The organism is Ruminococcus sp. 1001713B170207_170306_F1 (genome assembly GCF_015668065.1).
Classification (GTDB): Bacteria; Bacillota; Clostridia; order Lachnospirales; family Lachnospiraceae; genus Blautia_A; species Blautia_A faecis.
In genome coordinates this window covers 1-26427 of the sequence record NZ_JADPEX010000017.1, presented here as the reverse complement: position 1 = coordinate 26427, position 26427 = coordinate 1, and the positions used below count along the sequence as shown (strand labels likewise).

Below are 26427 nucleotides of genomic sequence, written 5' to 3'. Positions count from 1 at the left end.
CATATCACCCATTATACAGCTGATAATATTTACCTTTCTGCGCAATTAACTCATCATGAGAGCCTCTCTCAATAACACGTCCCTGCTCCAGAACCATAATACAGTCGCTGTTTCTGACTGTAGATAATCTATGTGCAATAGCAAATGTAGTTCTGCCTTCCATCAGCTTATCCATACCATCCTGTACAAGCTTCTCTGTACGGGTATCAATAGAGCTGGTAGCCTCATCCAGGATCAGAACCGGCGGATCTGCTACTGCCGCCCTGGCAATTGCAAGCAGCTGTCTCTGTCCCTGGCTTAAATTAGCACCATTATTGCGAAGCATAGTATGATAACCATCCGGCAGTCTTCGGATAAAGCCATCCGCATTCGCCAGCCTGGCAGCTGCAATAACTTCCTCATCTGTGGCATCCAGTTTTCCATAACGGATATTCTCCATAACGGTAGCAGTAAACAGATTAGTATCCTGAAGAACGATACCCATGGAACGTCTCAGATCACCCTTTTTGATCTTATTTATATTGATGCCATCATAACGGATCTTACCATCCTGAATATCATAGAAACGATTCAGAAGATTGGTAATTGTCGTCTTACCGGCACCCGTGGAGCCGACAAATGCAATTTTCTGTCCTGGCTTCGCATACATCTTCACATCGTGAAGCACGATCTTGTCATCACGATATCCGAAGTCAACGCCATCCAGAACAATATCACCTTTCAATTCGATATAATCTGTTTTGCCAGTGGCTTTGTGAAAATGCTTCCATGCCCAGCGTCCTGTACGTTTCTCGGACTCAACCAGCTTACCATTCTCTTCTTTCACATTTACCAGGGTCACATATCCGTCATCTACCTCCGGCTTCTCGTCCAGAAGGTCGAAGATACGCTTCGCTCCGGCAAGTGCCATAACAATACTGTTAAACTGCTGGCTTACCTGGTTGATCGGCTGGCTGAAGCTCTTGTTAAAAGTAAGAAAACTTGCCAGGCCGCCAAGAGTAAATCCACCCACACCGTTTACGGCCAGCACGCCTCCAACAATGGCGCACAGCACATAGCTGATATTTCCAATCTGCGCACAGGTAGGCATCAGCACGTTTGCAAATTTGTTGGCATTATTTGCGCTCTCAAACAGCTGGTCATTCAGCTCATTAAACTTCTCAAGGCTTTCTTCCTCATGGCAGAATACCTTTACAACCTTCTGGCCTTCCATCATTTCCTCGATGTAACCATTTACAATACCAAGATTCTTCTGCTGCTCCATGAAATACTTGCCGCTGAGTCCTGCAAGATTTTTACTTGCCACCAGCATCACTCCAACCATGACCAGAGTCACGATGGTAAGAGGCACATTCAAAATAATCATACTTACCAATACACTGACAATGGTGATCACACTGGAGATCAGCTGTGGAATACTCTGGCTGATCATCTGGCGCAGTGTATCAATATCATTGGTGTAGATAGACATGATATCGCCATGTGCATGTGTATCAAAATATTTAACAGGAAGTGTTTCCATGCGCTCAAACATCTCATTTCGAAGATTGCGTAGGGTGCCCTGACTGACATAGATCATCAGACGGTTGTACGTATATGTGCACGCCACCCCAATTGCATAAAAACAGGCTACACGAAGAATTGCCATTGCAAGAGGATGGAAATCCGGAGTCTCAGATTGAAGCATAGGCATGATATACTGGTCAATCAAAGTCTTCATAAACATGGTTCCCTGCACATTGGCAAGAACACTTACCACAATGCCGATCACAACTACAATAATATGGATCCTGTAGTTCTTAAAAATATACCCCATCATTCTTCCAAGCATCTTGCCCGGATTCTCTACCATAGGGCCTGAACGGAAGGCTGCCCCGCTGCGGCCTGGCTTCTTTATCGGTCTTTCATTGCTCATGCCTGCTCACCTCCTCTATTCTCATCAAAATCTCCACCACCCTTTATCTGTGAATTATAAACCTCCTGATAAATGGCATTGGTTTTCATCAGTTCCTCATGAGTTCCAAATCCGCTGATTTTTCCCTCATCCATGACAATGATCCTGTCCGCACTCTGAATACTGGAAATACGCTGTGCAATGATCAGCTTGGTAGTATCCGGAATTTCTTCTGCAAAAGCTCTTCTGATACGTGCATCTGTGGCAGTATCTACCGCACTTGTGGAATCATCCAGAATCAGTACTTTGGGTTTCTTAAGAAGAGCTCTGGCGATACACAGACGCTGTTTCTGACCGCCGGAAACATTGGTTCCGCCCTGCTCAATATAAGTATTGTATTTGTCCGGCATTTTCTCAATGAAGTCATCCGCACAGGAAAGCTGACACGCTCTGCGGCACTCTTTCTCCGAAGCCTCTTTATTTCCCCAGCGCAGATTCTCCAGAATGGTACCGGAAAACAGCACATTCTTCTGAAGTACAACTGCTACCTGGTTACGCAGACTATCCATATGGTAGTCACGCACATCCACGCCGCCAACTTTCACTGATCCGGAGCTCACATCATAAAGACGGCTGATCAGGTTTACCAGACTGGACTTGGCACTTCCGGTTCCACCGATAATACCAATAGTTTCTCCTGCGCGGATAGAAAGATTGATATCCTTCAGCACCGGCTCCTTACTGTCCTTCTTATAGCTGAAATCCACATGGTCAAATTCAATACTTCCGTCTGCAACTTCCATAACCGGATCCTGCGGATCATGAAGATCTGCTGTTTCATTGATAACCTCAGTTACACGCTCTGCACTTGCTGCGCTCATGGTGACCATAACAAATACCATGGAAAGCATCATAAGGCTCATAAGAATATTCATACAATATGTAAGAAGACTCATCAATTCACCTGTAGTCAGACTGCCGCCAACGATCATGTTCGCACCAAGCCAGCTGATTCCAAGAATACATGCATATACTGTAAACTGCATAACCGGCATATTCATAACTACCAGCTTCTCAGCTCTTACAAACATTTCGTAAACTTTATTGCAGGCTTTCTGAAACTTAGTGGTCTCATATTCCTCACGTACATAAGCCTTCACAACGCGGACTGCGCTGATATTCTCCTGCACGCTGGCATTTAAATCGTCATATTTCTCAAATACTTCCCGGAAATACTTCGTCGCCTTTTTCATAATAAATACGAGAAAACATCCAAGAAAAATAACGGCAATAAGGTAAATGCTGGCAACCCTTGCATTGATCATAAACGCCATCGCCATGGCACAGATCAGACTGGCCGGGGCACGGGTACACATACGCAGGATCATCTGGTATGCATTCTGCAGGTTGGTCACGTCTGTAGTCAGACGTGTGATCAGACTTGCAGTACTGAACTTGTCAATGTTTGAAAATGAAAATGTCTGAATGTTCGTATACATTGCTTTACGAAGATTACGGGCAAAACCGGAGGATGCGTATGCTCCGTATTTTCCCCCAAGAATACCGGTAACAAGTCCTGCAACAGCAAGAAGCGCCATAATGGCACCTTTTCTGTAAAGATAACTGATATTACCGGCTTCCACACCGTTGTCGATCATATCTGCCATTACAAGAGGAATCATTGTCTCCACCACAACCTCCAGTATCATAAATACCGGTGTGAGGAAGGAGGCCTTCTTAAACTCCTTTACCTGGGCAAGTAATGTCTTTATCATCAGGTTCTCCCCTTTCTTTTTTGTTAGTTTTCATCCCGCAGACAGCACTCTCTTTGGGCATTTTCCCGGATCATGTCCAGAACTTCCAGGAAGCATTCCAGTTTTTCCTGGGGAATATCAGACTTTAACACATCCTGGATCCTGTCAAAATTCTCCATAATTTCCATCTGAAATTCCATCCCCTTTTCCGTAAGCACCAGACGCTTCAACCTGGCATCTCTTGGAATAGATTCTCTGGTAATAAGCCCTTTCTTCTCCATTGCCTGAAGGATTCCTGACGCAGTAGAACGCGCCATCTGAAATTCTGCTTCCAGGTCTTTCTGAAAAACAGCTTCTTCTGAATGCCGGTACAGATAACCAATGATCCAACCCTGCATGCGGTTAATTCCGGCTTTCTCATCCACCTTGGACTGATACGAATTCACCAGACGCCCAATTACCTGATTGAGAGTACGAACCTCATACCCTATTTGCCGTTCCGCCCTGCAGCACTCATCAGGACCAGTTTTCTTCTTTTTCTCCATCTTTCCCTTCTTTCATATACTTCCATACAAAATAGTTCATGTGCGAACTGTTCGGGTTCGAACTGTTCGTGCACGAACTAATTATAAGGGGCATGTTTCTGAATGTCAATCCTGTTTTTTCAATATCCGCTTTGCTATTTGCTCGCGGAGCGTTTTTTGTGTAATAGGAAATTACTCCGTAATATTCCTATTACACAAAAAAATACCAGAAGCAAAATTCCCATTGCTCCTGGCATCCCTTTTTATTTCGAATAAAAGCTCCACTCCCTTTCATCCACAGGCAGGTCTTCCATCTGATAATTCTCAATCCGGATGAAACTTCCCATCTCGATTTCCTGAATCATACGCTCAATTCCGGAAAGCTCTCCCTGGACTTCCATTTCCACTCTGCCATCCCACAGATTGTCCACCCAGCCGGTAAGATCATTGGCTCTCGCCGCATTTTTGGCACGGTAACGAAATCCAACTCCCTGCACCTGCCCGGAAAAATATATGTGTTTTCTTACTATCGCCATCTTTTGTCACTCCTTATGTACCTTATGATATACGTCAATACCGGCAGATGCAAGAATTTTTATTATTTTCCCTCAAAAATCTGAGCAATCGGGGAATCCGATGACAAAATAACGGTCTTGTTTTCTCCTTGCATAGAAGCTTTCAGTGCTTCAAGACTTCTTACGAAGGAATAAAATTCACTTCTCTCATCTTCCCCATAAGCCTGGGAAAGAATTTTCATATATTCCTGTTCCCCTTCTGCCTTCAAAATCTCAGCCTGCTTCTTCGCATCTGAAATCTGAATGGTCACTTCCTTATCTGTCTTGTTCTGGATTACTTTTGCTTCTGAATCACCTTCTGCTTTATATGTAGCAGCAATATTATCACGCTCTGAGATCATTCTCTCATACACAGCAGCCTTATTATCGTCCGGCAGATCCAGCTGCTTTGTTTCAAATTTAATCAGCTCTATTCCATATTGTTCCATATTATCTCCAATGGCTTCCATCACCATATCCGATAATTCTCCGTCCCGGCTTGTGATCACTCTGTCCTGGGAAAGACTGCTGATCACATTTTTTGTGGCATTATATACGGCCGTATTAATTCGGCTTTCGCTGTTTTCCAAAGAAGAGTTCAGAGTCTGTGCAAATTTAAGTGGATCTGTAATTCTCCACAAAACATAGCTGTCACTGATCATGGTTTTCTTGTCCTTGGTAATCACATCAGATGCTTCCAAATCATATAACAACGTTTCCTTTGGTAAAGACTGTGTTCTTTCTATCAATGGAATTTTAAAGCTGATTCCCGGTTCGCAGATCACTCTGTCAACTTTACCAAACTGACGGATCAGCTTGTATTCATTTTGTTGGGTTATAGTTATGGAAGAACCGATTATTACTGCTCCGAGAATGCCTGCTATAAGTGCCGCTTTTTTCATTTTCATAATTTTTTATCCTTTCTATCAGATACTTATCTTAACTTCACTTAGTTTCTTCACTTGTATCTTCTTCTGTTTTCCAGTCTCCGGCAAAAGAATCCAGCGGCAATATCTTTTCCACGCCGCTTCCGTTGTCAATCACAATCTTCATACCAGGTAACACATCTTCCATGGTTTCATAGAACATTCGCATTTTTGTGGTCTCAGGATTCTTCATATATTCCTCATACATTGCATTAAATCTTGCCACCTCAGCTTCTGCCTCATTGATCCTCACCTGTTTTTGTGCCTCCGCATCCTGAATAATCTGATCTGCCTGGGCCTGCGCTTCGGGAAGCTTTTCGTTCCTGTATTTATTAGCATTGTTAAGCGCCGTTTCTTTTCCCTGTTTCGCAGTTTCCACCTCTTTAAATGCTTTCATCACTTCTTCAGTAGGCGGCTCGGAATCCTGTATTGTTATGTTGACCAATTGAATTCCCAGATCCTGTTCCTCCATCTGATTCAAAATCATTTCTTTGATCTTGCTCTGGATTTCTCCTTTTCCGGTGGTCAGAACCTCATCCACGTTATAGCTTGCTATTACAGTTCGGATACAGCTTTGCGCAATATTTTTTAAAATCTCTTCCGGCTGCTCAGAGGTGTAAAGGTATTTTACAGGTTCTGAAATTCGATATTCTACAAAGAAATCCACATCAATAAAATTGTAATCCGAAGTGATCATGATTCCTTCATTTTCCACCACCGCATTGTTCCCCATACTGTATCCGATTGGAAATCCCTGGATCGTGGTATTTACCTTCTGCACCTGCTGTACAAAAGGGACTTTGAAATGTAATCCCGTTTCATTCACTGCCTTTGGCACTCCAAAGGTTGTGAGTACTGCCTGTTCCTGCTCCTGAATCTGGTAAGTTGTATCCAGAGCCAATCCCCCTGCCACTATAACCCCGGCAGCACCGATTGCCAGATATTTCATTTTTCCATTTCGCTTATTCATTTTTCTCCTCCATCTCTCTTACTAACAATAGTTGTAAAGCGTTCAAAAAGGGAAAAAAAAGACTTTTATCCCAGGCACTGTTATAATGCCTGAAATAAAAGTCTCGCTGATTATCTCATAATGCGGGTAGTTTCATCTACCGTTCTGACGCATTTATGCACCATTCAGAAAAAATGGATTTCCTTTTATCTCTTCATGGCCGCTACTCCCTTTTCTTTGAGCGGTATCATATCATAAGTATTCATGAAAATCAAGATGTTTTTTATATTTTTTCACTTATCTTAGCTTCCACGCCCATAAATCCCCATTCCCGCCGTGATTGGCAGGTGTTTGACTCTTTCTACTATGGTTATGCCGATTTTTCAAAAAACAGGACAACTTTTCAGAGAATATGGATTTCTTTACATTAGCATGATACAATTAAGAAAGTAAAAAAACGAGACAGCAGAGATCATCCGGCTTGCTGATTGGGATACAGTGAAAACAAACAAATTTACAAACAGAGCAATAGCCTATCTTCTGAACTGTGAGAACGAAAAATTGCCCAAGGAAATAATGGTGGCATTTGAATAACGAGGGAGTGAGATATATGGAGCAATTACTGATTGTTGAAGATGATATCGGTTTGAATCAAGGCTTATGCAAAGCACTGAAAGCAGATGCTCGGCAGATCATTTCCTGCCAAGACCTAAAAATGGCGAAGGAACAGCTGCTTTGCGGCGGTGTATCCCTGATCCTGCTGGATATCAATCTGCCGGATGGCAGTGGGCTTGAGCTGCTTCGGGAGGTCAAGGAAAACCTGCCCGGAATTCCTGTTATTCTGCTGACTGCCAATGACACCGATCTGGACATCGTAGACGGACTGGAGAGAGGCGCTGATGATTATATTACCAAGCCCTTTTCTCTTTCGGTTTTGCGTGCAAGGGTGAATACCCAACTGCGAAAGCAAGCGTCAAACCATAAAAATGCGCCGTTCCATATGGATCTATTTCACTTTGACTTTGAGGCTATGACCTTTTATGTGGGAGATTCAAAAGTTGAATTGAGCAAAACAGAACAAAAATTACTGCGTCTGCTTGTTGAAAACCGAGGCCGAACCATGACCCGTGGAGACCTTGTCGACCGGATCTGGACAGATGGCGCAGAATATGTGGATGAAAATGCTTTGTCTGTTACGATCAAGCGTCTGAGGGATAAGCTTGGCGCACAGAAATACATTAAAACCATCTACGGAATCGGTTATAGCTGGGTGACAAAAGATGAATAAAACCGGCATTGTGATCATACTGCTATGTTTTCTGGCGGCGATAGCTGCTGTATTATGGGAGCGGAGGAAGATCAGAAAAACGATGGAAGAAATCGAAAGGATGCTGGACGCTGCCATGACCGGCTCCTTTTCTGAAACCAATTTTGATGAAAGCCAGCTATCTGCATTGGAAACAAAGTTTGCACACTATCTTTCTGCCGCAGAAGCATCTTCTCAAAATATAGCGCAGGAAAAAGACAAAATCAAATCCTTGATTGCGGACATTTCCCACCAGACGAAAACGCCGATTTCAAACCTGCTGTTATACAGCGAGCTTTTGATGGAGGAAACTCTGCCTGCATCGGCGAAGGCAAATGTGGAGGCACTGTATAAACAATCGGAGAAGCTGCGATTTCTGATCGATTCTCTCGTAAAGCTTTCCAGACTGGAAAACGGGATCATTTCACTCGCCCCCCAGCAAGTAGCGTTGCAGCCTCTGCTTGAAAGCGTAGTAGAACAATATGCCGCCAAGGCTTCTGAAAAAGGTTTGTCTTTGCAACTGCAGGATACCGATACTTTTGCTGTATTCGACTTCAAATGGACAGCGGAAGCGCTGGCTAATATCGTAGACAATGCCATCAAATATACAGAGCATGGCACCATTACTATTTCTGCTGTAAGCTATGAAATGTTTGCAAGGATCGATATATCGGATACCGGTTCAGGCATCCCGGAAACTGAGCAAGCAAAGATATTTGCCCGTTTTTACCGCTCAAATAGTGTGCAGAAACAAGAAGGGGTCGGCATTGGCTTATACCTTGCCCGACAGATCATATCCGGCGAGGGCGGTTATATCAAGGTTGCTTCCGTTCCGGGAAAAGGAAGTACGTTTTCCATATTTCTGCCGAAATAACAACAATTCTATCAAAACTGTTAGATTTCATTTTCCGCCGGAAAGAATGTGGAAAGATTCCTATGCGATAATCTGTATGTATCAAAGGATCATTTTCTTTCATACATACAGATTTTTTCATGGAGGTACTCATTTATGGAAGTTTTACAGGCAAAAAACCTGAAAAAGATTTATGGCTCCGGCAATAACGCAGTTCATGCGTTGGATGGAGTTGATTTAAGTGTAAAGAAGGGCGAATTTGTTGCAATTGTCGGCACATCCGGCTCCGGCAAATCCACGCTGCTGCACATGCTGGGCGGGCTGGATCGCCCTACAAGCGGCACGGTCATGGTGGACGGACAGGATATTTTCTCCCTGAAGGATGAAGCCCTGACCATCTTCCGCCGTAGAAAAATTGGCTTTGTGTTCCAAGCATATAATCTTGTTCCGGTGCTGAATGTGTATGAAAATATCGTTCTACCCATTGAGCTGGACGGTGGCAAGGTCAATAAGGATTTCGTACAGCAGATCGTGCAGACGCTTGGACTGAGCGACCGTCTGGATGCGCTGCCCAATCAGCTCTCAGGCGGTCAACAGCAGCGAGTAGCCATTGCCCGTGCGCTGGCGGCAGCACCCGCTATCATTCTGGCAGATGAACCCACCGGCAATCTGGATTCCAAAACCAGCCAGGATGTATTGAGCCTTTTGAAAGTCACCAGTCAAAAGTTCGCCCAGACAATCGTAATGATCACTCACAACGAAGAAATTGCGCAGATGGCAGACCGCATTATCCGTATCGAAGATGGTCGGATCGTCTCCCAGAACTAACGGGAGGTGGCTACGATGAATGTCAAAAATCGAAAATGTATTCGAAAACTCAGCTTAAAATCTCTTTATGCGAACCGTCGTCGCAATCTGATCGCCATTTTTGCCATTGCGCTGACAACGCTGCTATTTACTTCCATGTTCACCATTGTCTTGTCACTGAACGCCAGCTATGAAACCTACCAGTTTCGGCAGGTAGGCGGCTATGCACACGGCACCTTTAAGGATGTTTCTCCCGAGCAGGCGGAACGCATCGCTGCCCACCCAAAGGTGAAGGCTACGGGGGTACGGAAGGTAATCGGTATCGCTGCGGAGGGGGGCTTTGTCAAAATACCGGCAGAGATCAGCTACATGGATGCCAACTGCACTAAATGGAGCTATGCAACCCCTACTATCGGACGGATGCCCGAAAGCGGCAAAGAGGTAGCCATGGATACGGCAGCCTTGCAGCTGCTTGGCGTAACGCCGGAGCTGGGCGCCGAGGTCACGGTTTCCTATTCCATTACGGACAAGGATCAAACCGCCTTTACTGTAACAGATACCTTTACGCTGGTGGGCTATTGGGACTATGATGAACTAATGCCTGTTCATTACATCAACATCAGCCGTGATTACGCAGATGACATCGAAGCGCAGGCAGTGAAAACAGGTTTACAGCCTTTCCGCACCGATTTGAATGTCATGCTGGCCTCCGGCACAAACATTCAAGGGCAGATGGAGCAGGTGGATACCGATCTTGGTTACACATGGGACAGCTATACCGATCCCAACAGCGTCCGAATCGGCGTCAATTGGGGATATACCTCATCCCAGCTGGAGTCACAGCTCGATCCAGAGCTGATGGTCGCCATAGCAGCTTTTTTGCTGCTGGTGATTTTCACGGGGTATCTTATCATCTATAACATTTTTCAGATCTCTGTTGCAGGGGATATCCGGTTTTACGGACTTCTGAAAACCATTGGCACAACGCCCCGGCAGCTCAAACGCATCATTCGCCAGCAGGCACTTCTGCTTTGTCTGATCGGCATTCCGGCGGGGCTGCTGCTGGGCTATGGCATCGGCGCTGTTTTGGTTCCTGTTGTCTTGCGCTCCACCCAGTTGGATGCGGGCATCACAACTATCAGCACATCGCCTGTGATCTTCCTTGGTTCTATGCTGTTCGCCTTGTTGACGGTGCTCTTGTCCTGTTCCAAGCCCGGAAAAATGGCAGCTAAGGTCTCTCCGGTGGAGGCTACCAAATATACGGATGCAATGCAGACCAAGAAAAAACAGCGCAGCACCCGGGGAGCCAAGCTCCATCAGATGGCCTTTGCCAATTTGGGACGAAACAAGAAAAAGACGGTGCTGGTGGTGGTGTCTCTGGCACTGTCGGTGACGCTGTTCAATGCACTGTGTGCCTTTGTGGGCGGCTTCAGCATGGAGAAGTATGTATCCTTCATGACCTGCGCCGATTTTATCGTCAGCACGCCCGACTATTTCCGTTACAACCCGGCAGATGAATTCATCACGCCAGAACAAATCGAAGAGATCGCAGCAAACACAAAGGCCAATCTTTCCGGCACGGGATATGCTGTGCGAAAACCCGCATACCTGTGGATGACGGAGGATGCTCTGCGGCAGGACTATGCAAGGTACGAAAGTGCTGAGCAGTTGGACAGCCATATGAGCCGTCTGGAGCACCGGGGCAATATGGTGATGGGAGATACCAGAATCGAGGCTCTGGATAACAGTCTGTTTGACAAGCTGCAAGTGCTCGACGGAGATATTTCTCCTATGCTGGAGCCAAACAATAACGCTATTGCCATTGCGGTTTCTTTGGATGATTACGGCAATCTGCTCAATCCTGAATACTACCCCAAGGTGGGGGACACGATTACCGCTACCTATGCGGATGATGTGAAATATATCGACAGCCGCACCGGGGAACTCCGCACCGAAGATACACCGGAGGAGTACTTTCAGACAAAATTGTATGGAGCCAGAGATGTAGAGTACACGGTCTGCGCCTTGGTAGAACTTCCGAATTCCATGAGTTATCGTTATGGTGGTATTGGATATGACGCAGTTTTGTCTGTGGACACCGCACAGAGGGACAGCGGTGGTGCAGCCATTCCGATGCTCTACCTGTTCGACACAGCGGACGAAGTTGACGAGGCCGAAGCAGAGCAATATCTATCGAAGCTCACTGCCGGTGAGTTTTCGCCCTTGATGTATGAAAGCAAGGCCACGGCTCGCTCTGAATTTGCTCAGTTCCGGCAGATGTTCCTTCTGATAGGTGGTATCCTCTGTGCTATCATTGGGCTGGTGGGACTCTTAAATTTCTTCAACGCCATGATGACCGGTATTCTTTCCCGCCGCCGTGAATTTGCTGTGCTTCAGGCTGTAGGAATGACAAACCGGCAGCTCAAAACCATGCTGATCTACGAGGGGTTGTTTTACGCAATGTCTTCTGTAGCGGCGGCCTTTATTTTGTCGCTGGCGGTGGGACCTCTTGCGGGAAAAATGCTGGGCAGTATGTTCTGGTTCTTTGAGTATCGATTCACCATTCTGCCTGTCCTGCTGACAATTCCGGTATTTCTTCTGCTGGGGTGGCTGATTCCTTGCATGATGTATGACAACGCAGCGAAATGCAGTGTTGTAGAGCAATTAAGGGATGCTCAATAACTGTTAAGCAAAAAACGGCCCTCTGCCAATGAAAAGGCAGAGGGCTGAAAATCTACGGGTTTATATTCCGTCACAGTTTTTAAATAGGTTTCGGGGTTTCGTTCAAAACAAGACAACCGTCTCGTGTATTGCACTCCCGCAATCCTGGTATCTTATAAAAACTTCCACGCTTCCACATCAAAAACGCCTCTTGGTGTAATTCGGATCTGCGGAATAACCGGCAAAGCCATAAAGGACAGCGTAATAAACGGATCATGACCGTCTTTCACACCCATTTCATGAGCTTTATGGATCATTCGCCCAAGAGTCTCATTGTCTTTCTCAAAACCATTATCACTCATCAGTCCCATTACGGGAAGGGCAAGAGTGTCAAATACTTTATGACTCTCTACGATCGTATAGCCTCCCTGAGTACGCATCAGTTCCCGCACAGCAAGCTCCATGTCCTCATCATTATCTCCGATCACAATAATATTATGGGAATCATGGGATACACTGGACGCAATTGCTCCACCGCGGATACCAAAACCACCGATCACGCCGCAGCCGATTTTCCCTGTCATCTTATGACGCTCTACAACTGCAATCTTCTGATAATCGTCATCGGACTGGAATTTGCAGGGACCATTCCCTGCGTTCAGAGTTCCCTTTCTGGTAGTAATCTGTCCTTCTTCTGCCAGAATCACCGGAAAGATTCCATCTGCAGACTCCAGCTGAAATGCCTCTCTGGAAAATTCAGCCACATGCACTGTATTTTTCAATTCAGGGGCACACGGCTTTATAACAATCTTTGCATTTTCATCTACCAATTGCCCTTTAAAGTACACATCTTCTATGGTCACACTGACAAGATCCGAAAGAACCAAAAGATCTGCCTGTCTGCCGGGTGCCACTGCCCCCTTGTCTTTCAGTCCATAACAATTAGCTGCATTGATGGTTGCCATCTTAATAGCGGACACCGGATTCATGCCAAGGCGGATAGCTTTTCGCACGTTATGGTCAATATGCCCTTCCCGCTGGATATCCTCAATATGCTTGTCATCTGTGCAAAAGCAGAATCCGTCACCATTCATGTGTCTCTGTACCAGACCGCCCACAAGTGCCTCAAGATTTCGGGCAGCACTGCCTTCCCTTACGAGAATGGTAAGGCCGTTCCGCCGTTCTCGCATTGCATAATCAAAGAAGCTGCACTCATGGTCCGTAGCAATCCCTGCCATGGCATATGCCTGAAGATCCCCCTCTTCCAGAAACGGAGCGTGGCCATCACGGATTCTGCCTTCAAACAGCTCCAGCTTGTCATGCATGCTTTTCTCGCCCTGTACCACAGAAATGCTGTCCATTACTTCTCCAAGTCCAAGAATCCGGCTGTTATGAAGGTAAGGAGCCATATCTTCAGCAGTAAGAGTGCATCCATTATCATCAATGGCAGTAGCAGGAACACAGGATGGCATCATCACATATACATTTGCTTTCACATCTTCGGTTTGATCCAGAATATAATCAATTCCTGCCAAACCGGACACATTGGCTGATTCATGGGGATCCACGATAAAAGTAGTGGTTCCGTGCCTGGAGGCAACCGTTACCAGTTCAGCCGGTGTAACCAGTGTAGATTCCAGGTGAAGATGGCTGTCAATAAATCCCGGACATACATATCTGCCAGCCAGATCACGTTCTTCTTTCCCATGGAAGCTTCCAATTCCTGCTATAATCCCATCCTGTATGGCAATGTCTCCGCGGATGATCTCTTCCGTAAAAACATTCACAATCCTCGCATTCTTCAATACCAGGTCTGCCTTTTCCAAACCTCTTGCAATTCTGGAATACTGCTGATATTTTTCCAAATTCATATATATCCTCCTTTCATTTGTCAAATAATATTTATTACATGCAAAAAATATTTTGATTATTATTTATGATAGTAACACTTGTACAGTGAAATTTCAATGTAAATTTCAAAACATCCAGAAAAGACAAAAAAACACCAGAGATGATTTTTACTTTTAAATCACCTCCGGTGCTTCCATCAATTCTGCAGCATTGTTTTCATTTCCGACAGGATAGCCTTATCTCCATAATTTTCCCGGGATTTCACTTGCCATAATTATTTATCGTCTCCTGTAAGACGCAGAATATCCCTGATCTCATCCACATTCATATCGAGAATAACCGCCAGCTCATCAATGGTAAAACGGTTCTCCCCGTCATCGTCCGTCAGATCCTTCACTGCCGATTCCAGTTTCTCCACCTTTGTTACCAGACAATCATCCTGGAATTTCTGCTGTGTCTGCTCCTCAATGGCAGCGATGATTCCCTTGCGAAGCTGAAGACGTAGCCAAGCATCATCTTTACGTTCTGTCTCCGGGTCGGAAAGAGCCGTAAGCAGCACCACATTCGCCTCCTGAATCAAATCTGCAAGTTGAATCTCTGTACAGTTCATATCTGCGGCCATATTTGCCGCTACCGGCAGATAAATGCTGGTAAGAGCTGCCTCTGCAATGGCATCCCCATCTGCCAGATTCTCAAACAGTGTGTGAAGCATCTCCGGACTTACTTCCTTACCGTTGCTTACCTCTGCCAGGTAATCCTTCAGATATGCTTCTTCCTCTGAAGTAAGCGGGGTGCTGGTTCCTTTTGACTCCGGTTCCGTCTCACCCACTTCCTCTGTCTCCACCGGGGCAGTGTCTCCCTCTATCATAATTCCCTGCAGTTTCAGATACTGCAGTACCTTTAACATCTGACTGGTCTCAAGATCAGTACTTGCAAAATGCTCCCGAATCTGCTCATGCGTCAGCATATTTCCATTCTGCTTTCCAAGCTCACAAATATTCCTTAATTTCTCCTGAAACTGAATAACGTCCATATTATTCCTCCATGCTTCTTCGTTGTGTAAACTATAACAAATCCGTCCTGTAAAATCAAGGCATTACTGTTCACTCCGTTCACAGTAACGCGCTTCGCGATGCACAGAAAGACGAACCTTCTTGTGACAAGCACAAGAAGTAGCGTTTGCTGCGCAAACTTAACTCTCGGGTTTTCTGTGAACTTTGTTCACAAAAAACACCTCACGGAACGTTACCAGTGAACAGCAACAAACAAATTAAAAAAATGACCCAGATCTAATTTTCATCTCGAAAATCCGATCCAGATCATTCCTCATTTCCTGCGGATGACAGGACTTGAACCTGCACGTCGTAAACACCAGAACCTAAATCTGGCGCGTCTGCCAATTCCGCCACATCCGCATATATATTATTTAAAAAACCGGAATGCCCTAATCATAAGGCTTCCGGTTCTCATTCGCAAGTGAAGCATCGGGGATTCGAACCCCGGACAACTTGATTAAAAGTCAAGTGCTCTACCAACTGAGCTAATGCTCCATATAGGACTGGGCTAGCTGGATTCGAACCAGCGAATGCAGCAGTCAAAGTGCTGTGCCTTACCGCTTGGCGATAGCCCAAAGGCAAAGGGTGGATACAGGGATTCGAACCCTGGGCCTCCAGAGCCACAATCTGGCGCGCTAACCAACTGCGCTATACCCACCACAGCGTGTCAGAAGGGATTCGAACCCCCGACCCACGGCTTAGAAGGCCGTTGCTCTATCCAGCTGAGCTACTGACACATATCTCTCTTCATCAGAGAAGCGGGTGATGGGAATCGAACCCACGTATCTAGCTTGGAAGGCTAGTGTTCTACCATTGAACTACACCCGCATTTACGCTGAAACGGTAATGTTGTTACAGCAGTCGGGGTGACAAGATTCGAACTTGCGGCCTCCTGGTCCCAAACCAGGCGCTCTAGCCAAACTGAGCCACACCCCGATGTCTTACAACATCATTTCTATGAAGTTGTCGTTCCTTGTGCTCTCAAGAATTTCTTTTCTCTCGCTCAAGGCAAGAGTTATTATATTATATGGTCTCCCATTTGTCAACACCTTTTTTATAAATTTTTATATTTTTTTCGAAAAAAGATGTAATTCCCGAAAACCCGCTAAAAATGCGGGTTTTCAGGCCCTCCACCACCTGCATTTTTCTCTTTTTCGACTATTTTCAAAAAAATATTTCAAAAAACATTTCATTTCCACAGTCAAACATACAGGTATTTTTCAGTTACAAATACCGAATTTCAATTTCCGGCTCTTCCCCTTTATACAGCTCCATCACCGCATAACTTGGTCTGCGGCCTTCCTGTCTCGGAAAAGAAAGGCTTCCCGGATTGATCACCAGTACACCATTTTTCTTCTCCACCACTGGCTTATGGGTATGTCCAAAGCAAACAATCTCACAGCCTCTGGCTGCCGCCTCTTCCGAAACCCCATAAAGATCCATGGACACACCATAATTGTGCCCATGAGTCACCATGATCTTATGTCCTTCCAGCAAAATCTCATCCTCTCTTGGAAGATCACTGAAAAAATCATTATTTCCTGCCACAATGGTACAGGGACATTCTGCCAGCGCTTCAATAAAAAATTCCCTGCCCTCCACGTCGCCGCAATGAATCAGATAGTCAAAGGGTTGCTCCAAAGCTACTGCCATCTCCAGTGACTCATCTCTCCCATGAGTATCACTGACAACCAGCACCTTCATCGTAATTCTTCCTTTATTGCCTGCAAAGCTTTTCCTCTGTGGCTGATTTTATTTTTTTCTTCCATAGACAGCTCTGCAGATGTACAGCCATATTCCGGCAGGAAAAAGATAGGATCATAGCCAAATCCATTGGCACCCTTTTCCTCATATCCAATACGGCCTTCCATGGTTCCACGCACAGTTTCCACTCTTCCGTCTGGAAAGGCAGCTGCAATAGCGCAGACAAAACGGGCTGTACGCTGCTCATCCGGCACGCTATCCAGTCTCTGGATCAAATTTGCATTCTTAATATGATAGTCTGTATTCTCGCCCATATAACGAGCAGAATAAACTCCCGGCTCTTTATTCAGATAATCAATCTCAAGCCCCGAGTCATCTGCAAGTACAATTTCGCCATCACTGGTAAGCTTGCTGATGGCAGTCGCCTTGATCACTGCGTTTTCCTCAAAGGTTTTGCCATCTTCCACAATATCAGCCTGAATCCCGGCTTCTTTCATAGATACCACTTCTGCATCCAGATCTGCCAGGATTTTACGGATTTCTTTCATTTTATCTGCATTTCCTGTTGCAAAAATTATCTTCTTCATTTATCAGTGCCCTCTTTCTTTTCCTGTGCCGCACGTCTTGGAGGCTTTGGTCCCAGGAACTGGTAAAAATATGTTTTCAGCATTCCGTTATAGATTTTACGGTTCTTATCCGCCTTGCGTCCAATGTCATTCTCAGCTTTGTCATAAGAAGTGATCAGGTACATAGACCACTTATCCAGGCCGCGGTAGCTCTCACCGATCTCGCGGTAAAGCTGCGGCAAAGCTGCTTTTTCTTCCAGACGCTCACCATAAGGTGGATTCGTAATAATAAATCCGTAAGGCTTCGGGTGATGAAGCTCCTTCACAGGACGCTGCTGAAAATGGATCAGGCTTTCTACCCCTGCCATTTTTGCATTTGCCCTGGCTGCCTTCAGTGCCTCAGCATCTATGTCATAGCCCTGAATATCTGTCTCGATTTTCAGATTTACTCTGTCCTGAGCCTCTTCTACAGCCTCATACCAGCATCTTCTCGGCACAACCTGCTTCCAGTCCTCGGCAAGGAAAGAACGGTTCATACCCGGTGCAATATCTGCAGCCATCATAGCTGCCTCGATTGGAAAAGTACCGCTTCCGCAAAAGGGATCCACAAGACTTCTGTCCTTTTTCCACGGAGTTAACATAATCAATGCGCTGGCAAGAGTCTCTGTAATAGGTGCCTTCACGGTCATCTGACGATACCCTCTCTTATGAAGAGAAACACCGGAAGTATCGATTCCAATAGTTGCCACATCCTTCATAAACGCCACGCGGATAGGAAAACTTGCTCCATCCTCCGGGAACCAGGACACGTTATATACGCCCTTCAGACGCTCTACAATGGCTTTTTTCATAATAGACTGGATATCAGACGGGCTGAACAGCTTACTCTTCACTGAATTGGCTTTCGCAATCCAGAATTTGCCATCTGCTGGAATGTAACGTTCCCATGGCAAAGCTTTCGTTGCCTCAAAAAGCTCATCAAATGTCTCAGCTTTCACTTCCGCAATCTTCAGAAGAATACGCTCTGTAGTGCGCAGAAAAACATTGGCATCTGCAATTCCCTGGGCATCTGCCAGGAAAGTAACCTTGCCATCCTCCACCTTGCTGATCTCATATCCCAGATCCAGTATTTCTCTTTTCAAAACCGCTTCCAGGCCAAAATGGCAGGGAGCGATCAGTTCAAATCTTTCTGTACTCATTCACCGTTTTTCCCTTCTTAAAGCACTATGCTTTTTACAATATTTCCTTCAAAATCCATGATGGAAAAAACACCGTTCTCAAGCACCGCATAGGTAGGCGGATTTCCTTCTTTCGGAATGGATACGGAACCCGGATTCAAAAGAATGTATCCCTCCATCTGCTCTGCTTTCAGCACATGGGTATGACCATGGATCAGAATATCTCCCTCGCATAAAGGCGGAAGGTTATTCTGATTATAAACATGTCCATGCGTCGCATAAAGTGTCTTGCCGTCAATTGACAGAATACAGTAATCTGCCATCACCGGAAACTCCAGAACCATCTGATCCACTTCTGCCTCACAGTTACCGCGCACAGCATAAATTTTGTCTTTCATGGCATTCAGCATGGGAATTACCTGCTTAGGTGCATATTCTTTTGGCAGATCATTTCTTGGTCCGTGATAAAGCAGATCGCCCAGCAGAACCAGGCGCTCTGCCCCTTCTTTCTCAAAAGCATCCAGCATTTTCCTGCAATAGTAAGCAGAACCATGGATGTCAGAAGCAAACATATATTTCATAAACTTGGTTTCTCCTCTGTTTTTAGTGTTCGAATTGTCTCTCTCCTTTTCGGTTTACATAACCTCATGAAAAGGACATTTTTCTTCTTTACATTATCATGCCTTGATGGAAATTACAAGATAGTACTCTTTTGAATTTTTTCTCATATATCGCATATCAGATTTCTCCCTCTGTACTCCTTCATTCCCCCGATCACCGTTTTTGTCTTATATCCATTTCGCGCCAGAATCCTGGCCGCCTGAAGACTTGCCCCGCCCCGGTCGCAATACAGCACCAGTATTTTCCCTTTTGGAAAATCATATGTCTGCATTTCTTCAAACTTCTCATATGGCACATTTACCGCTCCCCTTATATGTCCGTTATGATACTCTTTTGCATCTCTTAAATCTATGATAAAGGAATCCTTCCGTCCAACATAATAATCCAGCATTTTTCCGGAAATCGGCTCTACAGGAAACATGGAAAATCCCCTTTTTTATCAGTATATCCGCAAATACAAAAAAGGTGCCAAAATGCACCTTTTTTAAGTATTGCTTTTCGCAACCTCCGCAGGGGACTTACTTGATTCGGTTAAATATGAAACAAGATCAGAAATCCGTTGTACATCTGCGGACTATTTCGCATGGAACACACACATTCTTTTCAATTTGTATTTCTCTCTCAAGAAGGTCTATCATCCGTTCCACTGTCTTTTTGCACATCACGCCCAGCTTACTGTCCACCGATGTAAGCTCAGGATCACTGCTGATTGCAAGAATTGAGTTATTATATCCGACGACCGCCAGTTCCTCAGGAATCGCCAGTCCCTTAATCTTTGCATACTTTACTGCTCCGATTGCAATTCCATCCTCCGTTGCAAGGACGCTGTCGAAATCGAGGGTCCGGTTGTATTCAAGCAGCATATCCCGCGTATATTCAATGTCATTTTTGGTCTTGAATTTCAGATTTCCACGAATGGGATATCCGGCATCCTGCAATGCAGCTTCGTATCCCGCCATTTTCTGCCTGGCACTGTAGGATTCTGAATCATACATAAAAAGAATTTTCTCTTTTCCTCTCCGAATAAAGGCTTTCGTCACTTCATAAGTAGCCTGAAAATCATCCGCATAGGTGCAGTAAATATTATCGCCTGAAACCTTTGCGTTAATCATAAATATGGAAACCTGTTCCGCTGCCTCCCGAATATAATCTGTGTCAGATTCATCTTTACCATTTCCTGCATATGTAGAACCAACCAGTATCAGCGTGTCTATTTTCTTAGACAAAAGGAGTCTGACATAATCCTCCTTTTCTTCCTGTTTAAATCCGCTGCAGCCAAGAATACAGTCATATCCATGAGCATGAAGATTTTGCTCCAGATAAGATACTGCTTTTGCCATATAGATATCGTCAATATTTGGACAGATGATTCCTACTGTTTTCATCGACCCAAGACCAAGGCCTCTGGCAAACGCATTCGGCGTGTATTCATTTTCTTTCATAACCGCAAGAACCTTTTCTTTTGTCTTCGGGCTGACTTTCGGACTGTTATTGACCACTCTGGATACTGTTGCGATGGAAACATTTGCCAGCTTTGCAATATCATATATATTCACTATCGTTCTCCTGTTCGTTCTGGTAATAATAGAAAATAAGCTTTCTGATATCAATCATTTTACAGGTCAAACCCAAAATAGTCTACTGCATTATTGTATGAAATTCCACACACGATTTCCTTTAAAGTCTTATAATCAGCCGGATATTCTCCATTTTCCACCCATCCGCCAATAAGCTCGCAAAGAATTCTGCGGAAATACTCATGTCTGGTATAGGACAAAAAGCTTCTTGAATCAGTAAGCATGCCAACAAAGTTTGCAAGCAGTCCCAGATTTGCAAGTGATGTCATCTGTGCGATCATACCGGTTTTGTGATCGTTGAACCACCATGCACTTCCCTGCTGAATTTTACCTGCTGCCTCTGTTCCCTGGAAGCAGCCAAGGATTGTTCCAATTGCTTCATTGTCATTGGGATTCAGGGAGTACAGGATTGTCTTTGGAAGTTCATTTGATGCGATCAGAGAATTCAGGAAATCTGCTGTCTGAGCACTTGGCGCATAGTTATTGATGCAGTCATATCCGGTATCCGGTCCGAGCTGCTCATACATAAATGCATTGTTGTCTCTCTTGCATCCATAATGGATCTGCATTACCCAGTTCTTTTTATGATATTCTTTTCCAACAAACTGCATAAAAGCTGTCTTGAAGATCATTTCTTCTTCTCTTGAAATGCTTTCGCCATTCAGTCTCTTTTTAAAGATCTCATTTACTTTTTCTTCTGCTGCAGGCGCATACATAACATATTCCAGTGCATGGTCAGATACGCTGCATCCCATCTGTGCAAAGAATTCCATTCTCTTAAGAAGGGCTTCTTTCAGATCTGCGAAATCAGCAATTTCAACGCCACTGACCTGTGAAAGCTTTTTCATGTATTCCGGATATTCCGGTTTTTCCAGATTCATTGCCTTGTCCGGACGCCATGCAGGAAGCACTTTCACCTCAAAGCTGTCATCCTCTGCAAGAACTTTATGCCATTTCAGATCATCTACCGGATCATCTGTTGTGCAGATTAATTTTACATTGGACTTGCGGATAATGTTTCTTACAGACATATCATCTTCCTGAAGCTTTTTGTTGCACAGGTTCCACACTTCTTCAGCTGTATCTCCGTTCAGATATCCTGTATATCCGAAATATCTCTGCAATTCCAGATGGCTCCAGTGATAGAGCGGATTTCCGATTGCTTTCCCAAGAGTTTCTGCCCATTTCTGGAATTTTTCACGGTCACTGGCACCACCAGTAATATAGTACTCATCTACTCCATTTGATCTCATCTGACGCCATTTATAATGATCGCCACCAAGCCACACCTGGGTAATATTCTCAAACTTACGGTCCTCTGCAATTTCCTGAGGATTGATATGGCAATGGTAATCTACAATTGGCATTGTCTCTGCATACTCATGATATAATTTTTTTGAAGTTTCTGTTGAAAGTAAAAAATCTTTGTCCATAAATGCTTTCATAAAGTAATTCTCCTCTTCCTTCTATCCATTCCGAGAAATGTAAGGTCTTACATTTTATTTACAGTATACGACAAATAAATGTCATTTTCAATTCATGAAGTATTTGCAGAACAGACAAATTTTTGCACTACATATTGTGTATTTTTACCATTTTCAGCTTTTTTTCCATTTCCTATTGACGTTCCCGTTTTGTTGATGTAATTTTAATGTAAGCTCTTACATATATTATTTTCACATAAAGGAGGTTGTTGATTTCTTGAAATCTTTTATTAAAATTAATCCTTCAGATAATGTAGCCGTTGCGCTTCAGCCTCTGGCGAAAGGCACTGTGATCGAACTTGATAATTCCACACTCACTCTTACAGAAGACATCATGCAGGGACACAAGTTTGCATTAAAAAGTCTCAAGCCTGGTGATTCCATTATTAAATATGGTAATCCCATTGGACATGCAACCGCAGAAATTTCTGCAGGTTCCTGGATTCATACTCACAATTTAAAAACAGGGCTGGGAGATCTTCTTACTTATACATATAACAAAACTATCACAGAGCTCCCACACCGGGATCCAAAGTTCTTCCAGGGCTATCGCAGAAAAAGCGGTGGTGTTGGTGTACGCAATGAAATCTGGATCATTCCTACAGTAGGCTGCGTTAACAATGTCGCATCTGCTATTGAGAGAGCCGCACAGAAGTACATGACAGATCAGATTGATGGTGTCTGTGCTTTTCCACATCCTTACGGATGTTCCCAGATGGGTGATGATCAGAATAACACACGTCAGATTCTTGCTGATTTAGTGAACCATCCCAATGCAGGCGGTGTTCTGGTTCTTGGACTTGGCTGCGAAAACAGCAACATCGATGAATTAAAGAAATTTATCGGGGACTATGATCCTGAGCGTGTACGTTTTCTCGTTGCCCAGGAATGTGAAAATGAGATCCGTGATGGTATTGAAACTGTCAAAGAACTGATTTCCTATGCCTCCTCATTTAAACGTGAACCAATCAGTGCATCTGAACTGGTGATCGGTATGAAATGCGGCGGCTCTGATGGTTTTTCCGGAATCACGGCAAACCCTACTGTTGGTGCATTTTCTGACAAACTGATTTCTATGGGCGGATCTACAATTCTTACAGAAGTTCCTGAAATGTTCGGCGCTGAGGAATTACTTATGAACCGCTGCGAGACAGAGGATCTGTTCAACCAGACAGTTGCCCTTGTCAACGATTTCAAAAACTATTTTAAAAGTCACAACCAGACCATTTATGAAAATCCTTCTCCTGGAAACAAAAAAGGCGGTATTTCCAGTCTGGAAGATAAATCTCTCGGATGTACGCAAAAATCCGGAAGTGCACCTGTCATGGGAGTTCTTTCTTATGGAGAACCTGTAAAGGAAAAAGGATTAAACCTGCTGAGTGCACCTGGCAATGATCTTGTCGCCTCTACTGCCCTTGCTGCATCCGGTGCACACATTGTACTTTTTACCACCGGACGCGGAACACCATTTGCAAGTCCTGTACCTACAGTAAAAATCTCCACAAATAACCAGCTTGCAAAAAAGAAGCAGAACTGGATTGATTTCAACTGTGGAGTCATGGTAAATGATACTCCTCTTGATGAGCTTTCAGAAAATCTTCTGGATTTTGTCCTTGAGATTGCATCCGGAAAGAAATCAAAATCCGAAGAAGCAGGTTTCCATGATATGGCAATCTTCAAACAGGGCGTTACTTTATAAAACATAAATCGAATTGCGGAAGCAGCGTATCTGCGTAGCAATCCGGATATCAAATGAGTGTCAAAAGACCTTTTAACACTCATATCATTATATATGAGGAAAAATGAAAATGAAAAAATTATCTTATGCTGTTTTAAAAGAACAGGGCTATGATGGATACCTTCTTGAATCAGCGCCGGAACGTGTACTTCAGTTTGGTGAAGGAAACTTCCTCCGTGCATTTGTAGATTATTTTATAGATGAGTTAAACGAAAAAGCCGGATTCAACTCCAAAGTTGTTCTGTGCCAGCCAATCGCTCCAGATCTCGATGACAGGTTCAACGAACAAGAGGGTCTTTATACCTTATTTCTCCGTGGATTCCAGGATGGCAAAAAAATAAATAAAAAGCGTGTTATCTCCTGTGTAAGCCGTTGTCTCAATCCATATAAGGATTTTGAAGCAGTTCTCGCATGTGCAGATAACCCGGACCTCCGTTTTATCGCATGTAATACAACAGAAGCCGGAATTACTTATGATTCTTCCTGTCAGTTTACTGATGTTCCGGCTGGCAGCTATCCTGGAAAACTTACTCAATTTATGTATCGCCGTTTCCAGAAATTCGGTCAGGAAGCCGGCAAAGGATTTATCATTCTTTCCTGTGAGCTGATCGATGATAATGGAAAAGAGCTTGAAAAATGTGTATTAAAATATGCTGAACAGTGGAATCTTGGTGAAGACTTTATCAACTGGATCAAAGCTGAAAACATCTTCTGCTCTACACTTGTAGACCGTATTGTAACAGGTTATCCAAGAAATGAAGCTGCTGCAATCTGTGAAGAACTTGGCTATAAAGATAACCTGATCGACACAGGTGAAATCTTCGGCTTCTGGGTAATCGAAGGACCTCAGTCAATCAAAGACGAATTCCCGGTTGACAAAGCGAACCTTCCAATCCTGATCACAGACAATCACAAACCATACAAGCAGAGAAAAGTACGTATCTTAAATGGTGCTCATACCTCCTTTGTACTGGGTGCTTACCTTGCAGGACAGGATATTGTCAGAGACTGCATGAACGACGATGTGATCTGTGGATTTATGAACAAAACTATTTATGATGAGATCATCCCTACTCTGGACCTTCCAAAAGCAGAGCTCAAAGATTTTGCCGCTGCTGTTACAGAACGTTTCAAAAACCCATTTATCGATCACGCTCTTCTTTCCATTTCTCTGAACTCTACATCCAAATGGAAAGCACGTGTTATGCCGTCACTCAAAAAATATGTTGAACGCAAAGGTACACTTCCTGCATGCATCACAGCTTCTTTCGCCTTCTACATTGCATTCTATAACGGATATGCTATGAGCGAAGACGGACTTACAGCCAAAAGAGCAGCTAATGAATACACTGTAAAAGATGACAAAGCAGTTCTCGAATTCTACCTTGCACATAAAGATGATTCCGCAGCGGATCTTGTTCATGCAGTCTGCACCAATACTTCCTTCTGGGGCGAAGATCTGACACAGATTTCCGGATTTGAAGCAGCTGTATGCAATTACTTAACTCAGATCCGTGAAAATGGTGCGTATGAAGTAATGAAAGCACTGGCTTAAATATATTACTGAATCATAAGTTCTTTCCATGATTGAAAGCGACGGTGCAGGACGCGTGCAACGTTAGAGCGTGTCTGAAAAAGGCTCTGGATTTCCTTCCGCATTGCTCATCAAAAACCTCCGGCATACATTAAACCTCCCAACATGGGCGCAGAGTCAACAGACCCTGCGCCCTTTCTTAAAATATTTTAATATCTGGAAGTAGTATCTTCCCCAGACTCGTAAGAATTACGACTCTTGTTTTTGCTGCTGTTTTTTGAGTAAGAATTCTTGCAATCCTGAGAATTCATCTCATTTTCATAAGATCTGTTTGTTGAATTTTTGCTGTTCTTGTTTTCAGACTCATAATTTTTTGCCATTTGAGTATTCCTCCTGTTGAATGCCGCTGTTCGCGTTCTGTTCCGCACCCAGCAGCTGTTTTCAGATTACTTTGTGTATTGTAACCAATTGCAGAAAGAATATTCATCAAAATGATATTGCTTTTTTTTCCAATTTATATTATAATTGGCTTTGTAAAAGAATTTACCCTTCAAAAATTTTTTTACATAACCCCTTATTTAATTATTTATACTCCCCTCGAAACACCCGGTAGCTCCCCTACCGGGTGTTTCTCTTTGGATTTATGCGGGTTTGCGGGGTTTTGGGGTACACCGTTCTTGTAATATTTCTGTAACATTTACCCTCCGTACCCAAAATATACCCAAGATTGCATTTCAAGTACCCAAATCAGTTTCCTCCGACGCAAAAATGAGGGCAGCTTTTAACCACCCTCACTCAAATTCTTCAAAAACAGTGGTACTATGTCAAGATTTAGTACAAGTTAAAATGAGGTTTTCCCCATCTTAACTTGCCATTGGCTCTTCGTTCTGT

The 26427-nt window shown here is 44.1% G+C and carries 22 protein-coding genes and 7 tRNA genes; 6 read left to right on the top strand and 23 right to left on the bottom strand.

The annotated features are described in order from the left end of the window. Positions 1-4: 4 nt before the first annotated feature. From I4V84_RS11240 to hflK, 6 genes are all read right to left on the bottom strand, one after another. A complete protein-coding gene (locus I4V84_RS11240) occupies positions 5-1915 on the bottom strand; it encodes an ABC transporter ATP-binding protein (protein WP_195992010.1) in 1911 nt (636 codons plus the stop codon). Then, a complete protein-coding gene (locus I4V84_RS11235; RefSeq protein WP_118579767.1) occupies positions 1912-3669 on the bottom strand; it encodes an ABC transporter ATP-binding protein in 1758 nt (585 codons plus the stop codon). The genes I4V84_RS11240 and I4V84_RS11235 overlap by 4 nt, the downstream gene beginning before the upstream one ends. 23 nt (positions 3670-3692) lie before the next feature. Continuing rightward, on the bottom strand, positions 3693-4193 hold the full coding sequence (locus tag I4V84_RS11230; protein WP_195477714.1) for a MarR family winged helix-turn-helix transcriptional regulator: 501 nt from the start codon (positions 4191-4193) through the stop codon (positions 3693-3695). A gap of 242 nt (positions 4194-4435) precedes the next feature. Next, positions 4436-4708: an acylphosphatase gene (locus tag I4V84_RS11225; protein ID WP_118579773.1), complete on the bottom strand. Its 273-nt coding sequence runs from the start codon at positions 4706-4708 to the stop codon at positions 4436-4438. Positions 4709-4770: 62 nt separating this feature from the next. After that, positions 4771-5634 carry a protease modulator HflC gene (locus tag I4V84_RS11220; protein ID WP_118579775.1) on the bottom strand — a complete coding sequence of 288 codons (864 nt, stop codon included), beginning with the start codon at positions 5632-5634 and terminating at the stop codon, positions 4771-4773. A 37-nt stretch (positions 5635-5671) separates the two neighbouring features. Continuing rightward, entirely contained in the window at positions 5672-6622 is a 951-nt protein-coding gene (gene hflK / locus I4V84_RS11215; protein ID WP_195992007.1) for an FtsH protease activity modulator HflK, read from the bottom strand. Between the two features lie 589 nt (positions 6623-7211). Here hflK and I4V84_RS11210 point away from each other — a divergent pair. The 4 genes from I4V84_RS11210 (at position 7212) to I4V84_RS11195 (ending at position 12249) form a co-directional block, all read left to right on the top strand. Beyond that, positions 7212-7889 carry a response regulator transcription factor gene (locus I4V84_RS11210; RefSeq protein WP_195477712.1) on the top strand — a complete coding sequence of 226 codons (678 nt, stop codon included), beginning with the start codon at positions 7212-7214 and terminating at the stop codon, positions 7887-7889. Next, positions 7882-8781 carry a HAMP domain-containing sensor histidine kinase gene (locus tag I4V84_RS11205; protein ID WP_195992005.1) on the top strand — a complete coding sequence of 300 codons (900 nt, stop codon included), beginning with the start codon at positions 7882-7884 and terminating at the stop codon, positions 8779-8781. The genes I4V84_RS11210 and I4V84_RS11205 overlap by 8 nt, the downstream gene beginning before the upstream one ends. Positions 8782-8916: 135 nt before the next feature. Further along, the gene (locus I4V84_RS11200; protein ID WP_195992003.1) at positions 8917-9588 is read left to right on the top strand and encodes an ABC transporter ATP-binding protein; all 672 of its coding nucleotides are present in this window, start codon (positions 8917-8919) and stop codon (positions 9586-9588) included. Positions 9589-9603: 15 nt separating this feature from the next. Further along, positions 9604-12249 carry an ABC transporter permease gene (locus I4V84_RS11195; RefSeq protein WP_195992001.1) on the top strand — a complete coding sequence of 882 codons (2646 nt, stop codon included), beginning with the start codon at positions 9604-9606 and terminating at the stop codon, positions 12247-12249. Positions 12250-12401: 152 nt separating this feature from the next. Here the strand turns inward: I4V84_RS11195 and ade are convergent, their stop codons facing one another. The 16 genes from ade to uxaC form a co-directional block, all read right to left on the bottom strand. Then, positions 12402-14099 (bottom strand): adenine deaminase, encoded by a 1698-nt coding sequence (gene ade, locus I4V84_RS11190; protein ID WP_195991999.1) that lies wholly within the window; start codon positions 14097-14099, stop codon positions 12402-12404. Positions 14100-14353: 254 nt separating this feature from the next. After that, positions 14354-15112, bottom strand: coding sequence for an RNA polymerase sigma factor region1.1 domain-containing protein (locus tag I4V84_RS11185; protein ID WP_195379512.1), 759 nt, complete (start codon positions 15110-15112; stop codon positions 14354-14356). A 301-nt stretch (positions 15113-15413) separates the two neighbouring features. Then, a tRNA-Leu gene (locus I4V84_RS11180) sits at positions 15414-15494 on the bottom strand. A 62-nt stretch (positions 15495-15556) separates the two neighbouring features. After that, positions 15557-15629, bottom strand: a tRNA-Lys gene (locus I4V84_RS11175). A gap of 8 nt (positions 15630-15637) precedes the next feature. Beyond that, positions 15638-15709, bottom strand: a tRNA-Gln gene (locus I4V84_RS11170). Positions 15710-15718: 9 nt separating this feature from the next. Next, positions 15719-15792 (bottom strand) — tRNA-His (locus tag I4V84_RS11165). A gap of 5 nt (positions 15793-15797) precedes the next feature. Next, positions 15798-15871 (bottom strand) — tRNA-Arg (locus tag I4V84_RS11160). A 20-nt stretch (positions 15872-15891) separates the two neighbouring features. Then, positions 15892-15962, bottom strand: a tRNA-Gly gene (locus tag I4V84_RS11155). A 33-nt stretch (positions 15963-15995) separates the two neighbouring features. Beyond that, a tRNA-Pro gene (locus I4V84_RS11150) sits at positions 15996-16070 on the bottom strand. A gap of 288 nt (positions 16071-16358) precedes the next feature. Then, entirely contained in the window at positions 16359-16838 is a 480-nt protein-coding gene (locus I4V84_RS11145) for a metallophosphoesterase (RefSeq protein ID WP_148461758.1), read from the bottom strand. After that, a complete protein-coding gene (locus I4V84_RS11140) occupies positions 16835-17425 on the bottom strand; it encodes an XTP/dITP diphosphatase (protein WP_195991997.1) in 591 nt (196 codons plus the stop codon). The genes I4V84_RS11145 and I4V84_RS11140 overlap by 4 nt, the downstream gene beginning before the upstream one ends. Continuing rightward, a complete protein-coding gene (locus I4V84_RS11135) occupies positions 17422-18603 on the bottom strand; it encodes a class I SAM-dependent RNA methyltransferase (protein ID WP_148461759.1) in 1182 nt (393 codons plus the stop codon). Before I4V84_RS11135 ends, I4V84_RS11140 begins: the two co-directional genes overlap by 4 nt. Positions 18604-18620: 17 nt before the next feature. Further along, the gene (yfcE, locus tag I4V84_RS11130; RefSeq protein WP_118579808.1) at positions 18621-19163 is read right to left on the bottom strand and encodes a phosphodiesterase; all 543 of its coding nucleotides are present in this window, start codon (positions 19161-19163) and stop codon (positions 18621-18623) included. Between the two features lie 143 nt (positions 19164-19306). Next, complete coding sequence (locus I4V84_RS11125; protein WP_195477704.1) at positions 19307-19624, bottom strand: rhodanese-like domain-containing protein; 318 nt, start codon at positions 19622-19624, stop codon at positions 19307-19309. Positions 19625-19751: 127 nt separating this feature from the next. Next, the gene (locus tag I4V84_RS11120; protein ID WP_118579814.1) at positions 19752-20759 is read right to left on the bottom strand and encodes a LacI family DNA-binding transcriptional regulator; all 1008 of its coding nucleotides are present in this window, start codon (positions 20757-20759) and stop codon (positions 19752-19754) included. Positions 20760-20818: 59 nt separating this feature from the next. Beyond that, positions 20819-22225, bottom strand: a complete 1407-nt coding sequence (gene uxaC, locus I4V84_RS11115; RefSeq protein ID WP_195991995.1) for a glucuronate isomerase — start codon at positions 22223-22225, stop codon at positions 20819-20821. Positions 22226-22481: 256 nt separating this feature from the next. Between uxaC and I4V84_RS11110 the strand changes: the two genes are divergently transcribed. After that, entirely contained in the window at positions 22482-23963 is a 1482-nt protein-coding gene (locus I4V84_RS11110; RefSeq protein ID WP_195991993.1) for an altronate dehydratase family protein, read from the top strand. A 109-nt stretch (positions 23964-24072) separates the two neighbouring features. After that, entirely contained in the window at positions 24073-25557 is a 1485-nt protein-coding gene (locus I4V84_RS11105) for a tagaturonate reductase (protein WP_118579823.1), read from the top strand. A gap of 286 nt (positions 25558-25843) precedes the next feature. Here I4V84_RS11105 and I4V84_RS19650 read toward each other — a convergent pair whose 3' ends face one another. Beyond that, positions 25844-26026, bottom strand: coding sequence for a hypothetical protein (locus I4V84_RS19650; protein ID WP_207748657.1), 183 nt, complete (start codon positions 26024-26026; stop codon positions 25844-25846). Between the last annotated feature and the right edge of the window lie 401 nt (positions 26027-26427).

What these genes read in the sequence shown, in the direction of transcription:
- I4V84_RS11240 (WP_195992010.1), bottom strand. Translation starts at nt 1,915, where the DNA reads ATGAGCAATGAAAGACCGATAAAGAAGCCAGGCCGCAGCGGGGCAGCC.
- I4V84_RS11235 (WP_118579767.1), bottom strand. Translation starts at nt 3,669, where the DNA reads ATGATAAAGACATTACTTGCCCAGGTAAAGGAGTTTAAGAAGGCCTCC.
- I4V84_RS11230 (WP_195477714.1), bottom strand. Translation starts at nt 4,193, where the DNA reads ATGGAGAAAAAGAAGAAAACTGGTCCTGATGAGTGCTGCAGGGCGGAA.
- I4V84_RS11225 (WP_118579773.1), bottom strand. Translation starts at nt 4,708, where the DNA reads ATGGCGATAGTAAGAAAACACATATATTTTTCCGGGCAGGTGCAGGGA.
- I4V84_RS11220 (WP_118579775.1), bottom strand. Translation starts at nt 5,634, where the DNA reads ATGAAAATGAAAAAAGCGGCACTTATAGCAGGCATTCTCGGAGCAGTA.
- hflK (WP_195992007.1), bottom strand. Translation starts at nt 6,622, where the DNA reads ATGAATAAGCGAAATGGAAAAATGAAATATCTGGCAATCGGTGCTGCC.
- I4V84_RS11210 (WP_195477712.1), top strand. Translation starts at nt 7,212, where the DNA reads ATGGAGCAATTACTGATTGTTGAAGATGATATCGGTTTGAATCAAGGC.
- I4V84_RS11205 (WP_195992005.1), top strand. Translation starts at nt 7,882, where the DNA reads ATGAATAAAACCGGCATTGTGATCATACTGCTATGTTTTCTGGCGGCG.
- I4V84_RS11200 (WP_195992003.1), top strand. Translation starts at nt 8,917, where the DNA reads ATGGAAGTTTTACAGGCAAAAAACCTGAAAAAGATTTATGGCTCCGGC.
- I4V84_RS11195 (WP_195992001.1), top strand. Translation starts at nt 9,604, where the DNA reads ATGAATGTCAAAAATCGAAAATGTATTCGAAAACTCAGCTTAAAATCT.
- ade (WP_195991999.1), bottom strand. Translation starts at nt 14,099, where the DNA reads ATGAATTTGGAAAAATATCAGCAGTATTCCAGAATTGCAAGAGGTTTG.
- I4V84_RS11185 (WP_195379512.1), bottom strand. Translation starts at nt 15,112, where the DNA reads ATGGACGTTATTCAGTTTCAGGAGAAATTAAGGAATATTTGTGAGCTT.
- I4V84_RS11145 (WP_148461758.1), bottom strand. Translation starts at nt 16,838, where the DNA reads ATGAAGGTGCTGGTTGTCAGTGATACTCATGGGAGAGATGAGTCACTG.
- I4V84_RS11140 (WP_195991997.1), bottom strand. Translation starts at nt 17,425, where the DNA reads ATGAAGAAGATAATTTTTGCAACAGGAAATGCAGATAAAATGAAAGAA.
- I4V84_RS11135 (WP_148461759.1), bottom strand. Translation starts at nt 18,603, where the DNA reads ATGAGTACAGAAAGATTTGAACTGATCGCTCCCTGCCATTTTGGCCTG.
- yfcE (WP_118579808.1), bottom strand. Translation starts at nt 19,163, where the DNA reads ATGAAATATATGTTTGCTTCTGACATCCATGGTTCTGCTTACTATTGC.
- I4V84_RS11125 (WP_195477704.1), bottom strand. Translation starts at nt 19,624, where the DNA reads ATGTTTCCTGTAGAGCCGATTTCCGGAAAAATGCTGGATTATTATGTT.
- uxaC (WP_195991995.1), bottom strand. Translation starts at nt 22,225, where the DNA reads ATGAAAGCATTTATGGACAAAGATTTTTTACTTTCAACAGAAACTTCA.
- I4V84_RS11105 (WP_118579823.1), top strand. Translation starts at nt 24,073, where the DNA reads ATGAAAAAATTATCTTATGCTGTTTTAAAAGAACAGGGCTATGATGGA.